We start from the raw sequence: 12,978 nt of genomic DNA on the forward strand, positions 1-12,978 counted from the left end.
CCGTGAAGTCACAGGGCAGACCCGGAACCTTCCTTTATCTTTTCCGTTGGGGCGACAGGGGCACGAACAGGCCGGCAATGGTGCCGGCAGGAGGACGCGCATGTCATGGCCAAGCGGAATGCTGATCACACCTGCCGAGCGGGCGGCCTTGCTGGGTCTGGATCGGCCCGAAACGGTCAACACGGCCAGCCTTTGGCAGGTACGCCGCCCGCGCGGCGTGGACCGGCGGGAGGTGACCTTGCGGCTGGACGGTGATCTGGTCGACTGGTTCCGCCGCCATGGCGGTGGCGATCGGGCCATGCAGGCCCGCATCAACGCTGCCCTGCGCGCCTATATGGCCGACCATGATGATGGGGAGTGAGCGGGAAGGTTGCTCCCGCCGCGCCATCCCCTATGATCGGGCGATCCTTCGGCCAGGAGCGTTCGCCCATGACCAAGTTCGGTATCGGACAGCCCGTCCCCCGCAGTGAAGATACAAGGCTGCTGCGTGGGGCAGGGCGCTACACGGATGATGTGCGCGTGCCCGGCCAGAAGGTCGGCTATGTCCTGCGCAGCCCGCATGCCCATGCCGCTCTCCTGTCCATCGATACGACCGATGCCGCCTCTATGCCGGGTGTGCGGGCCATTTTCACCGCAGCCGACCTGAAACAGGCCGGCATCAAGGATATTCCCTGCGTGGTGCCGCTGCGCGTGCGCGCGGGCACGGCCCTGCATATGAAGCACCGGCCCGTCCTGGCCGATGGTTTCGTGCGTCATGTGGGGGAGCCGGTGGCCTTCATTGTGGCCGACAGCCTGTATGAGGCGATGGACGCCGCCGATGCGGTGATGGTCGATTACGACATGCTGGATGCGGTGGCCGATACAGCCGCTGCCCTGTCCCACCCGGCCCAGGTGCATGGCGATGTCCCCGCCAACCTGGCCTATGACTGGGAAAAGGGGAACCGGACGGCGACGGAGGAGGTCTTTGCCAGGGCCGCGCGCATTATCCGTCTGGACCTGATCAATAACCGCCTGTCCGCCAACCCGCTGGAAGGCCGGGCCTGTCTGGCCGAACATGATACCGGGGCCGATATCACCCGCCTGACGGTGGGCAGCCAGGGCGTGCATGACATGCGCGACATGCTGGCCGATGTCTTTGGCGAGGATGCGGCTCGATTCCATGTCCTGACGCATGAGGTGGGCGGCGGATTCGGGATGAAGCTGTTCTGCTATCCCGAATATGTGCTGGCCTGCTTTGCGGCGCGGAAGGTGGGCGCGCCGGTGGCCTGGACCAGCAGCCGGGCGGAGGCCTTCCTGTCCGATGATCATGGCCGTGACAATGTCAGCGTGGCTGAACTGGCGTTGGATGCGGATGGCCGCATCCTGGGCCTGCGCGCGGATATCATCGCCAATATGGGTGCGTATCTGTCGAACTACGCCACCTATATCCAGACCGATGGCCAGACCAAGATGCTGTCGGGCGTCTATACCATCCCCGCCATCTATGCCCGCGTGCGCGGCGTCTATACTCATACGCAGCCGGTGGACGCCTATCGCGGGGCGGGCCGGCCGGAGGCGGCCTATCTGGTGGAACGGTTGATCGACAAGGCGGCACGGGAGATCGGGCAGGACCCGGCCAGCTTCCGTCGCCTGAATATCATCCCGCCCGCCGCCATGCCCTATCGCACGCCCATGGGTCATGTCTATGACAGCGGCGATTTCGCCGGCACGCTGGATGCCGCGCTGGAACGCGCCGACCGGGCAGGGTTCGCCGCGCGCCGGGCCAAGGCGCGGGAGCAGGGACGCCTGCTGGGCCTGGGTATCGCCACCTATATCGAGGCCTGTTCCGGCGGCGCGCCGGAGGCGGCTGAACTGCTGGTGAAGCCGGACGGGTCCGTCCTGCTGCTGATCGGTACGCAATCAAACGGGCAGGGGCATGAGACGGCCTATAAACAGGTCATCGCAGAGGTCCTTGGCATCGCGCCCGACGCCATCGCCATGGTGCAGGGTGACAGCCAGCGGGTGAAGACAGGTGGCGGCACCGGTGGGTCACGGTCCATCCCCACGGGTGGTGCCGCCGTGCGTGACGGTGCGGCGGATGTGATCAGTCAGGCCCGGCCCGTGGCGGCAAGGCTGCTGGAGGCCGATGAGGATGCCTTGCTGTTTGCGGTGACGGATGCTGGCGGCGGCTTTGCTGTCACCGGTTCCAACCGCTTCGTGCCGTTTGCGGAGGTGGCGGCGGCGGCCACGCCGGACGCGGACGGCCATGTCTTTCGCGGAAAGGGCAAGTACAGCCCGCCGTCAAACACCTTTCCCAATGGCACACATGTCGTTGAAATCTCGGTGGAGATCGACACGGGCGTGCCGCGTATCGAGCGTTACACCGTGGTGGATGATTTCGGTACGGTCCTGAACCCGCTGCTGTTGGAGGGGCAGGTGCATGGCGGCATCGCCCAGGGCATGGGGCAGGCGCTGCTGGAACTGATCCGTTTTGATACGGACTCTGGCCAGTTGCTGACCGGGTCCTTTATGGATTACGCCATGCCGCGCGCCGACCATCTGCCCATGATCGATTTCTCCCTGCTGCCGGTGCCGTGCACCACCAACCCTCTGGGCCTGAAAGGGGCCGGGGAGGCGGGGGCCATCGGCGCCTGTCCCGCCATCATCAATGCCCTGGTCGATGCGCTGGCCGACTATGGCGTCACCCATGTCGATATGCCCGCCACGGCGCCTGTGCTGTGGCGTCTGATCCATTCCGCGAAAGCCGCGAACGCGGCGTGATGAGAGTTTGAGAATGTTATCTGCCAATGAGTTGGCGGCCCTGCTGCCCGCTGTCCGCACCGCCGCTGAACAGGCCTCCGCCGCCATCCTGCGCCATTATGAGGCGGGGGCGGAGGCAACCGCGAAGGCCGATGGCAGCCCCGTCACCGCCGCCGATAATGATGCCGACGCCATCATCCTGACAGCATTGCGCACGCTGACCCCCGACCTCCCCGTGGTGACGGAGGAAGAGGTGGCGGCGGGCCGCATTCCCGATATCTCGTCGGGCACCTTCTGGTTGGTCGATCCGCTGGACGGGACCAAGGAATTCATCAAGCGCAATGGCGAGTTCACGGTGAATATCGCCCTGATCCAGGGGGGCGAACCGGCGCTGGGCGTCGTCATGCTGCCCGTCGGTGGCACAATCTATGCCGCTGCTGGCCCCGGCACGGCGGTGCGGGGCGCACCCGGGCAAAAGGATGAACCGATCCGGGTGCGCGCCGTGCCGGCGGTGGGCCTGACGGTTTTGACCTCGCGCAGCCATGCCGACAATTCGGCAGTGGATGAGTTCCTGACGGGCCGCCGCGTGGCGAACCGGGTGGCGGCGGGCAGCTCGCTGAAATTCTGCCGCGTCGCCGAAGGGGTGGGCGATGTCTATCCCCGCTTGGGCCCCACCTGTGAATGGGATATCGCGGCGGGGCATGCCGTTCTGATCGGGGCGGGCGGGTCGCTGACCCTGCTGGATGGGGAGCCGTTCCCTTATGGCAAGGCCCCGACCTTCCTGAACCCGCATTTCGTGGCCTGGGGTGGCGCATAACGGGGATGCGATGCCCGTCACATCGCTGACGCTTCATCATCCCTACATTTGAACTGATCTCTTCATCCACAGGAACCGTCCCCATGTCCCAGTATGATTTCGACCTGTTCACCATCGGCGCCGGCTCTGGCGGGGTGCGGGCGTCGCGCATTGCGGCGGGACATGGGGCGCGGGTGGCCGTGGCGGAGGAACGCTATTTCGGCGGCACCTGCGTCAATGTCGGCTGCGTGCCGAAAAAGCTGCTGGTCTATGGCGCCGAATATGGCCAGGGCTTTGCTGACGCCGCCGGATTCGGGTGGAGTGCCGATAATGTCCGCCATGACTGGAACGCCCTGATCGCCGCCAAGGATACCGAGATCAACCGCCTGAACGGCATCTATCGCCGCCTGCTGGACGGGGCCGGGGTCACCATCTTTGAAGGCCGTGCCACCATTGTGGATGCCCATACGGTGGAGGTGAATGGCAAGCGGGTGACGGCTGAACGTATCCTGATCGCCACTGGCGGCTGGCCGGAACTGCCCTCCGAACCGGGCGCCAAGGAATATGGCATCACGTCGAACGAGGTCTTCTATCTGAAGACCTTTCCGCGCCGTGTCGTGGTGGCGGGCGGCGGCTATATCGCATTGGAATTTGCCAGCCTGTTCAATGGCCTGGGTGCCAAGGTGACGCAGCTTTACCGCGGCGCACAGATCCTGCGCGGATTCGACAAGGATGTGCGCGATTTCGTGGCGGACGAGGTGCGCAAGGCCGGCATCGACCTGAAACTGAACACCATCATCAGCCGCATCGAAAAGACCGACAGCGGTCTGCTGGCCCATCTGTCGGATGGCAGCGTGCTGGAATGCGACGCCGTGGTCTATGCCATCGGGCGCAAGCCCATGTCTTATGGGCTGGGCCTGGAAAATGTCGGGGTGGAGACGGACAAGGCCGGGGCCATTACCGTCAATGACCAGTACCAGACGTCGGTACCGTCTATCTATGCCCTGGGCGATGTCACCAACCGCGTGAACCTGACGCCGGTGGCCCTGGCGGAGGGGCATGTGCTGGCCGACCGCCTGTATGGCAACCGGCCGCGCGACGTGAACTACGACAATATCCCCACCGCCGTCTTCTCCATCCCGCCGGTCGCCACGGTCGGCATTACGGAGGAACAGGCCCGCGCCACCCTGCCCGGTGGCGTCGATATCTACCGCACCAACTTCAAACCGATGCGCCATCAGCTTTCAGGCCGTGATCAGCGCACCTTCATGAAGCTGGTGGTGGACCGCGCCACGCAGAAGGTGGTGGGCTGCCACATGGTGGGGGCCGATACGCCGGAGATGATCCAGGGTGTGGCGGTCGCCATGAATGCCGGCGCCACCAAGCAGGTGTTCGACAACACAATCGGCCTGCACCCAACGGCGGCGGAGGAGTTTGTGACGATGCGGACGAAGGCGCCGGACCCGGCGTGAAGCGGCACTGTCGTTCCCTCACCCTTCCGCGCCTGTAGGCGTGGGAGGGTGAGGGAACAACGCCCAACAAAACCGCAAACACAAAAAGCGCCGCCAGGATGCCCCGGCGGCGCTTTTCGTTTGCCTTGCGGCCAAGAAGCTTACTTCAGGCCAAAGCTCTGGAAGCGCTTGTTGAACTTGGCGATCTGGCCGCCGGTGTCCAGCAGCTTCTGCACGCCCGTCCAGGCCGGGTGGGACTTCGGATCGATGTCCAGACGCAGCGTGTCGCCGGCCTTGCCCATGGTGGTACGGGTCTTGAAAGAGGTACCGTCGGTCATGACAACGGTGATCTCGTGGTAGTCGGGGTGGATATCAGGCTTCATGGTCCGCAGTCCCTAAATCGAAGCCGCGCTTATATACAAAGCCCGGGGTTAAGGCAACCCCATCCCACCCTGCAAGGACGCAAGGCTGGGCTGATCACATTCGGCGCGGCAGCTATGTCAACGGGGCGTTGTTATTGCCCTGACGCGGCCATGCGGTTACCACGGGTGTGCATGGATTTCCACCCGCTTTCTCACTCGCGGAGCAACTTCCTTGGTCTTTCGTGACAACAGTGCCGAACGTGCCGCCGTCGAAGGCCGCCAGCGCCGCGATTTGAAGCCTTTGCGTCTGCTTTGGCCGTTTCTGAAGCCTTATCGCGCCCGGATCGCGGGGGCCACGGCAGCGCTGGTGGTCGCGGCGGGCACCGTTCTGGGCTTAGGCCAGGGCTTGAAGGCGCTGGTCGATCATGGATTCGCGGCGGGCAATGCCGACCTGCTGAACCAGGCGCTGCTGGTGCTGCTGGTCGTTATCCTGCTTTTGGGTGTGTCCACCTTCGCCCGATTCTATCTGGTTTCCTGGATCGGGGAGCGGGTGGTGGCGGATGTGCGGCGAAAGGTGTTCGACCACCTGGTCACCCTGTCGCCCGCTTTCTATGAGACCAACAAGACCGGCGAGATTCTGTCGCGCCTGACCACCGACACGACCTTGCTGCAACAGGTGATCGGGACCAGCGTGTCCATCGCGCTGCGCAATTCCCTGATGCTGGTGGGCGGTCTGGCGCTGCTGCTGCTGACCAGCCCGAAGCTGACGGGTCTGGTGCTGCTGGTGGTGCCGCTGGTGGTGGCCCCCATCGTGATCTTCGGGCGCAAGGTGCGCACCCTGTCGCGTGCCAGCCAGGATGCGGTGGCCAATATCGGCACGCGCGTGGATGAGGTGCTGGGCGGTATCCGCACGGTCCAGGCCTTTGGCCGCGAACCGCTGGAGATCGACCGCTTTGCCGTGTCAGTGGAGGATACGGTGAAGGTGTCGCTGCGCCGGATCAAGGCGCGGTCCTGGCTGACCATGCTGGTCATCATGCTGGTGTTCGGCGCCATCGGTACCGTCCTGTGGATCGGCGGGCATGATGTCATTGCCGGGCGGATCAGCGGCGGGCAGCTATCCGCCTTCATCTTCTATGCCGTCATGGTGGCGGGGGCGGTGGGGGCGCTGTCGGAAGTGGCCAGCGACCTTGCCAATGCCGCCGGGGCCACGGAACGGCTGTTCGACCTTCTGTCCAAGGTGCCGGATATCCGCGCCCCCGCCCATCCGCTGCCCCTGCCGACCCCGACCAAGGGGGAGGTGCGGTTTGATGGGGTGCGGTTCAACTACCCCTCGCGGCCCAAGGACAGCGCGCTGGACGGCCTAACCCTGACTGTGCGTCCGGGTGAACGTGTGGCTCTGGTTGGGCCGTCGGGCGCCGGCAAGACGACGATCTTCCAGCTGCTGCTGCGATTCTATGACCCGCAGCAGGGCTCTGTGCGCCTTGACGGGGTGGACATCGCGCAGACCCACCCGTCAGATCTGCGGTCCCGCATCGGCATCGTGCAGCAGGATTCGGTGATCTTTTCCGCCAGCGCCATGGAGAATATCCGTTATGGCCGTCCCGGTGCGACGGACGCGGAGGTGCGGGCCGCTGCGGCGGCTGCCCATGCGCTGGAGTTCATTGAGGCGATGCCCGAGGGATTCGACACGTTCCTGGGCGAAAAGGGCGTGCGCCTGTCGGGCGGACAGCGTCAGCGCATTGCCATTGCCCGCGCCATCCTGCGCGATGCGCCCGTGCTGCTGCTGGATGAAGCCACATCGGCGCTGGATGCCGAAAGCGAGCGGGTGGTGCAGGCGGCGCTGGAAACCCTGATGAAGGATCGCACCACCCTGATCATCGCCCACCGTTTGGCCACCGTCGTCAATGCCGACCGTATCGTCGTGCTGGATGGCGGCCGGGTGGTGGAGGAAGGGACGCATGAGGAACTGTTGCGCCAGGAGGGGCTGTACGCAAGGCTGGCGGCGTTGCAGTTCGCTTGAAGGTCAAGGGTTTGGGGCGGTCAGGATGGTGACCGCGTTTTCCGCCAGCCGTTCCGCAAAGGCCGCGTTCAAAGGCTGGTGCCCTGCCAGGATACGGTAAAAGACGGGACCGTAGACCATATCCAGCAGGGTGTCGATCTCCACCGGCGGCGGGATTTCACCGCGCCGTGTGGCGTCAATGATCAGGGTTCGCCCCGCCTCCCGGCTGGACAGGATGACGCGGTTCCGGAAGGCCCGCGTCATTTCGCTTTCCGGGTCGGCGGCGGCCAGCGTCATGGCAATCTGCCGGCCGCGCGTGGTGGCAAAGGCCTTCACCAGGGCCCGCATCTGTGCCGTCAGTGCGGCCTTCAGGCCCGTCTCCCCGCCCGCCTGCACCAGCGGCACCCCATCGATTAGGGCGGCCATTGCCAACTCACAAGCATTGGTCCAGTTGCGATAGAGGGTCGCCTTTCCGACGCCCGAGCGAGCGGCCACGGCCTCCACCGTCAAACGGCCAAACCCTTCCTCCATGAGGATTGCATGGGCCGCCGCCAGGGCTTTCTCTCGGGCGGCGGTGCTGGGCGGGCGACCGCGTGGCTTTGCATCATTCATCATTGACTCATTTCGAAACGAAACGTATCGTAATTAAAATTAAACGACAGCAGGTGGAAAATGTCCAGCATCACGGCGGTTATGCCCTACTTCACGGTGAAGAATGCCTCTGCGGCCATCGATTTCTACTGCCGCGCCTTTGGGGCGGTGGAGATTTTCCGGATGACCGATCCCATGGATGGCCGCGTCGGCCATGCCGAACTGCGCCTGGGCGACAGCACCATCATGCTGTCGGACGAGTATCCCGATTTCGGTGCGCTGAGCCCCGATACGGTCGGCGGCACGCCCGTCACGCTGTTTCTGGCCACCAAGGCCGTGGATGCAGATCTGGCCCGCGCGGCAGAGGCCGGCGCGATGATCATCCGTGCCGCCGCGAACCAGAGCTTTGGCGAACGCAGCGCCATGATCATGGACCCGTTCGGCCATCGCTGGATGCTGTCCCAGACCATCGAACAGGTCAGCCCCGACGAGATGCAGCGCCGCTGGAACGCGGAAACGGGTGCATGAGCGCTGGGACGGTGGGGGCGATCATGCCCCCGCAATCACCTTGTTGAAGGCCTTCACGGCGGCGGCGGCACCATCGGGATGGTTCCAGACCCCACCGCTGACGGCCAGGAAATCGGCACCGGCATCGACCAGCACGGCGCAGTTTTCCACCGTGATGCCGCCGATGGCCACGCACGGGACTTCCATCATTTCCTGCCACCAGGAGAGGATCTCCGGCTCTGCCCGCGCCTTGGGGTCCTTGGTGGTCGTGTCGAAGAAGGCGCCGAAGGCGACATAATCCGCGCCATCTTCACCGGCGACCATGGCCAGATGCCGGCTGTCATGGCAGGTGACGCCGACAATGGCATCGCGGCCCATGATCTTGCGCGCCTGGGCATAGGGCGTGTCGTCCTGCCCGACATGCACGCCGTCGCAGCCGCCCGCCGCCGCCAGATCGGGCCGGTCGTTCAGGATGAAGGCCACCTCCCGGCCTTGCACCACGGGGCGCAGGGCGTCGATGGCCCGGCGGATGACATCGTCGCCCACATCCTTCAGCCGCAACTGCACGCACGCCACATCGCCCGCATCCAGCGCCGAGGCCAGCAGGGCGGGGAAGGTGGCAAGGTCAATCTTGGGCGGGGTGATCAGGTAAAGGCGGCAGTCAGACATGGTTTTCTCTGAACGATAAAGAAAAAGGCCCGGCGGGTTGAACCACGCCGGGCCCCTTAACGGGCACTATATAGCAAGGGCCGGTGCACTTGACCCCTGCTATCCACGCCGGGCGGCGCAGAAGGGAACAGGGACCAACCCTTATTCCTTGTTCTGGTAGATGCGCACCAGCTTGTCCAGCAGGGCCAGCGCGTCTTCGCGGGAACGCTGGAAGGCGTTGCGGCCGATGATGGAGCCGTTGCCGCCGCCGTCGCGGATGGCGCGGGCATCTTCATACACCGCATCCTCGCCCTTGGCGGCGCCGCCAGAGAACACGACGATGCGGCGACCATTGAAGCAGGCCTGGGTGATGTGCTTCACGCGGTCGGCCAGGGTGTCGCGCGGGATATTGTGCTTTTCATAGATCTTGCGCGCCTCGTCCTGTTCCAGGTCGGCGGTCGGCAGCTTGACCTTGATGATGTGGGCGCCCAGCAGGGCGGCCATGTGGGCGGCGTAGGCGTCCACGTCCAACGCCAGCTCACCCTTCTTGGAGATGTCGCCGCCGCGCGGGTAAGACCAGATGACGGTGGCGATGCCCTTGGACTTCGCCTCCCGCGACAGCTCGCGGATTTCCTCATACTGGCCGAACATGGCGTCGGAGCCGGGATAGATGGTGAAGCCGATGGCAGAGCAGCCCAGGCGCAGGGCGTCATCGACGCTGGCGGTCACGGCCTGATCGGCGGCTTCCTTCTGACGCGACAGGCTGTTGGCGCTGTTCATCTTCAAGATCAGCGGGATGGAGCCGGCAAAGGTGGCCGCACCGGCCTCCAGCGGGCCCAGCGGGGCGGCGTAGGCCGACAGGCCGGCATCGATGGCCAGCTGGTAATGGTAATGCGGGTCATAGGCGGCGGGGTTCATCGCGAAGCTGCGGGCCGGCCCATGTTCGAAACCCTGGTCGACGGGCAGGATCACCAGCTTGCCGGTGCCGCCCAGGCGGCCTTCCATCAGGATGCGGGCGAGATTGGCCTTGGTGCCGGGATTGTCGCTCTCATACCAGGAAAGGATTTCCTTAACGCGGCGGGTCAGCTTCATCTTCGTTTTCCTGCCATTTCTGCGGGGCGGCGGCCCCTATGTCGGTGCGGGTTTGATATCCCACAGGCGGGTGTAAAGCAACGTGACGGCGTTACGGGGTAATCTCTGAAATTCCGTTACATTTATTTGAAATCAAGGACTTGGATGAGGTGTTGCCGTAGGGTGGCACCACGGTTGCGCCGCCAGCACACCTCTGTCACAGGGTGGGACAGACGGTGCAGACGGGCCCCATGCGCCTCTGTCAACGATGTCAGACGCGTGTCAACGCTGTCACCGATTCCGGGTCCGGGCGAAATGGCGATATCGGTGCAGCCGGCGCGCAAGGCCCCCAGCACCAGACCCGGCAGATCGGCACAGTCCAGCACGGCCAGGAAGGGGCCGGTTGCAATATTACCCCACGCGTTCTGCAGCCCCGCCCACCAGCCGGCCCCGGCCAACCCCGTGATGCCCGGTGTGGAAACCAGCCGCACGGGCCGCCCGCTTGCAACCTCCAGCACCATCCGTCCCGCCTCCAGCCCGTCCACACGAATGGCGGGGGTCTGTGACCAATCAATGTCAGGCGGCGTCATAGGGTCGTTCCGGGGGTGGTGACGCGTTCAGGAAAGGACATTGCCGCGCAGGATGCAAAAAAAATCGCTGCCCCTGCCGGAATGGAGGGGGCTGCATGGTCCTGGTATGTCGATGGTTCTGTCGTGCCGGTACCCCGTTATAGACCCCGCTATTTTCATATTGACTTAATTAAGTGAATAACGAAAATTCTCCCACAGAATGTTTCGGCGGCCTCCCCAACCCGTCGTTCGATCCTAAAAATGCCGGGGCCGCGTGCCCTTTCTGTCGGGAACGCAAAAAAATTCGCGGGTCCTGTCGGAATGGCGGGGGCCGCATCGTCCTTGGGGCACGGTCAATCAACGCTGAGGGAGGTTTCGATGTATGTCGATGGTTTTGTGTTGCCGGTGCCGAAGGATAACATTGACGCATATAAGGCTCTGGCGACCGTAGCGTCCCAGGTCTGGATGGAACATGGCGCCCTGTCCTATGTGGAATGTGTCGCCGATGACGTAACTTATGGCGAGGTGACGTCCTTTCCCCGGTCAGTGCTGGCAAAGGATGATGAGATCGTGATCCTGGCCTGGATCACCTATCCGTCGCGCGAGGTGCGGGATGCCTGCAACGCCAAGGTCATGGCCGATCCACGCATGCAATGTGACCCCGGCTCCGCGCCCTTCGACACCAAACGCATGTTCTTTGGCGGTTTCACGGCGCTGGTGGTTGCGTAAGTATATCGTACGACCCCTGGACCTGCCGCCCCGTTCGTTCTACTTCCTGATGTGGAGAGAAGGGCGGTTAAGGGGGACGGTATGGTCCGGGGTGTAGGGTTGCTGGCCGGTGTTATGGCCATGGCGTTGGCCGGACCGGCGGCGGCGCAGATCGTAGTGGGCAAGCCCACCAAGACGGCGACGGTGCGTCCGCGTGCCCTGGAAACGGCCCCGCGCGACAATACCGGCGGCAAGCTGTTGGCAACCGGCGGTGTGACGCAGGTTGAGGGGGCGGGCGGTGGTGGTCTGACGCCCTGGGCCGTGATCACCGGTTATGGCACCGACGATCAGGTGGGGGCCAATGCCTTCCTGACCAAGGTTTATGCCGATGATTACCGTCTGACTGCCTATGGCGGCGCCATCGGCCTGTTCGACCGGGTGGAGTTGTCGGCGGCCAAGCATGTCTTCGACACGCGCCAGGTGGGTGCCGCCCTGGGCTTGGGCAAGGGGTACGAGTTCCGGCAGACGGTGCTGGGCGCCAAGGTCCGGCTGTTCGGTGATGCCATCATCGATCAGGATAGCTGGTTGCCGCAGGTGTCGGCGGGTATCCAGTACAAGGACAATGAACGCGACAGCCTGTTGAAGGCCATTGGTGCCCGCAGCGGCAATGGCACGGATTTCTATGTTTCCGCCACCAAGCTGCTGCTGGAGCATAGCCTGCTGCTGAACGGCACCGTCCGCATGACAAAGGCCAACGAGATCGGCATCCTGGGCTTTGGCGGCACCGGCAATGGCTATGAACCCATGGTCGAAGGCAGTGTCGGCTATCTGATCAACCGCAACCTGCTGGTCGGGGTGGAATACCGGTCAAAGCCGGACAATCTGGCCATCGTCAAGGAAAGCGACTGGTTTGATCTGTTCGTGGCCTGGGTGCCCACAAAGAACGTGTCGCTGACTGTTGCCTATGCCGACCTGGGCACCGTTGCCATCCGGGACAAGCAGAAGGCGCTTTATCTGTCCCTGCAAGTGGGGTTCTGAGGCCATGGCAAATCTGAAACATCTGCTGCTGGCCGGGCTTCTGGCGTTGTCCGCCCCGGCCCTGGCCGCCGACACGGCCGCCTTTGAAGCCTTTGGCGGTAAGCCGGGGATCGACCGCGTGGCGACCGATTTCGTAACGCGCATGGAACAGGATGCCAAGATCGGAGCCTTCTTCAAGGACAGCAATCCAGAACGGCTGCGCAAGATGCTGGCCGAACAGTTCTGTGCCGAACTGTCCGGCCCCTGCACCTATACCGGCCAGACCATGCAGCAATCCCATGCGCGGTTCGAGATCCGGCGGGAGCATTTCAACCGGCTGGTGGAGATTTTGCAGGACACGATGAACGCGCATAACGTGCCGTTCTGGGCGCAGAACAAGTTGCTGGCCAAGCTGGCGCCCATGGCCCGTGACGTCATGCATAATGCTGAACGGACCGGCCTGCCGGTTGCCCCCCTGGCACCGCCTGCCAAGCCGGAGTGAGCTGATGGCACCGCTGCC

14 protein-coding genes are annotated in these 12,978 nt (G+C 64.1%); 9 read left to right on the forward strand and 5 right to left on the reverse strand.

Translation table 11 applies throughout. From position 1 onward, the window contains the following. Positions 1-100: 100 nt before the first annotated feature. From C0V82_RS01810 to gor, 4 genes are all read left to right on the forward strand, one after another. A complete protein-coding gene (locus tag C0V82_RS01810; protein ID WP_102110872.1) occupies positions 101-361 on the forward strand; it encodes a BrnA antitoxin family protein in 261 nt (86 codons plus the stop codon). 68 nt (positions 362-429) lie between these two features. Further along, positions 430-2,760 (forward strand): xanthine dehydrogenase family protein molybdopterin-binding subunit, encoded by a 2,331-nt coding sequence (locus tag C0V82_RS01815; protein ID WP_102113163.1) that lies wholly within the window; start codon positions 430-432, stop codon positions 2,758-2,760. A gap of 13 nt (positions 2,761-2,773) precedes the next feature. Next, entirely contained in the window at positions 2,774-3,556 is a 783-nt protein-coding gene (gene cysQ, locus C0V82_RS01820; RefSeq protein WP_102110873.1) for a 3'(2'),5'-bisphosphate nucleotidase CysQ, read from the forward strand. Between the two features lie 83 nt (positions 3,557-3,639). Continuing rightward, positions 3,640-5,007 carry a glutathione-disulfide reductase gene (gor, locus tag C0V82_RS01825; protein WP_102110874.1) on the forward strand — a complete coding sequence of 456 codons (1,368 nt, stop codon included), beginning with the start codon at positions 3,640-3,642 and terminating at the stop codon, positions 5,005-5,007. A 140-nt stretch (positions 5,008-5,147) separates the two neighbouring features. On the opposite strand, the gene rpmE is transcribed toward gor, so the two are convergent. Further along, the gene (gene rpmE, locus C0V82_RS01830) at positions 5,148-5,369 is read right to left on the reverse strand and encodes a 50S ribosomal protein L31 (RefSeq protein WP_102110875.1); all 222 of its coding nucleotides are present in this window, start codon (positions 5,367-5,369) and stop codon (positions 5,148-5,150) included. Between the two features lie 211 nt (positions 5,370-5,580). Between rpmE and C0V82_RS01835 the strand changes: the two genes are divergently transcribed. Continuing rightward, the gene (locus C0V82_RS01835) at positions 5,581-7,368 is read left to right on the forward strand and encodes an ABC transporter transmembrane domain-containing protein (protein ID WP_102110876.1); all 1,788 of its coding nucleotides are present in this window, start codon (positions 5,581-5,583) and stop codon (positions 7,366-7,368) included. A 3-nt stretch (positions 7,369-7,371) separates the two neighbouring features. On the opposite strand, the gene C0V82_RS01840 is transcribed toward C0V82_RS01835, so the two are convergent. Continuing rightward, positions 7,372-7,962, reverse strand: a complete 591-nt coding sequence (locus C0V82_RS01840; RefSeq protein WP_199772451.1) for a TetR/AcrR family transcriptional regulator — start codon at positions 7,960-7,962, stop codon at positions 7,372-7,374. Between the two features lie 57 nt (positions 7,963-8,019). Between C0V82_RS01840 and C0V82_RS01845 the strand changes: the two genes are divergently transcribed. Continuing rightward, the gene (locus C0V82_RS01845) at positions 8,020-8,466 is read left to right on the forward strand and encodes a VOC family protein (protein ID WP_102110877.1); all 447 of its coding nucleotides are present in this window, start codon (positions 8,020-8,022) and stop codon (positions 8,464-8,466) included. A 21-nt stretch (positions 8,467-8,487) separates the two neighbouring features. On the opposite strand, the gene thiE is transcribed toward C0V82_RS01845, so the two are convergent. From thiE to C0V82_RS01860, 3 genes are all read right to left on the reverse strand, one after another. Further along, a complete protein-coding gene (gene thiE / locus C0V82_RS01850) occupies positions 8,488-9,114 on the reverse strand; it encodes a thiamine phosphate synthase (RefSeq protein WP_102110878.1) in 627 nt (208 codons plus the stop codon). A 141-nt stretch (positions 9,115-9,255) separates the two neighbouring features. Continuing rightward, positions 9,256-10,185: a class I fructose-bisphosphate aldolase gene (locus tag C0V82_RS01855; protein ID WP_102110879.1), complete on the reverse strand. Its 930-nt coding sequence runs from the start codon at positions 10,183-10,185 to the stop codon at positions 9,256-9,258. 122 nt (positions 10,186-10,307) lie between these two features. Next, positions 10,308-10,754, reverse strand: a complete 447-nt coding sequence (locus tag C0V82_RS01860; RefSeq protein ID WP_102110880.1) for a hypothetical protein — start codon at positions 10,752-10,754, stop codon at positions 10,308-10,310. Positions 10,755-11,111: 357 nt separating this feature from the next. Between C0V82_RS01860 and C0V82_RS01865 the strand changes: the two genes are divergently transcribed. The 3 genes from C0V82_RS01865 to C0V82_RS01875 all read left to right on the forward strand — a co-directional run bounded on the left by C0V82_RS01865 (position 11,112) and on the right by C0V82_RS01875 (position 12,960). Continuing rightward, positions 11,112-11,462, forward strand: a complete 351-nt coding sequence (locus tag C0V82_RS01865) for a DUF1428 domain-containing protein (protein ID WP_102110881.1) — start codon at positions 11,112-11,114, stop codon at positions 11,460-11,462. Between the two features lie 81 nt (positions 11,463-11,543). Beyond that, complete coding sequence (locus tag C0V82_RS01870; RefSeq protein ID WP_199772453.1) at positions 11,544-12,479, forward strand: DUF3034 family protein; 936 nt, start codon at positions 11,544-11,546, stop codon at positions 12,477-12,479. Positions 12,480-12,483: 4 nt separating this feature from the next. After that, complete coding sequence (locus C0V82_RS01875; protein ID WP_102110882.1) at positions 12,484-12,960, forward strand: group I truncated hemoglobin; 477 nt, start codon at positions 12,484-12,486, stop codon at positions 12,958-12,960. Positions 12,961-12,978 lie beyond the last annotated feature (18 nt).

Origin of the sequence: Niveispirillum cyanobacteriorum, from assembly GCF_002868735.1 — a bacterium.
GTDB lineage: Bacteria > Pseudomonadota > Alphaproteobacteria > Azospirillales > Azospirillaceae > Niveispirillum > Niveispirillum cyanobacteriorum.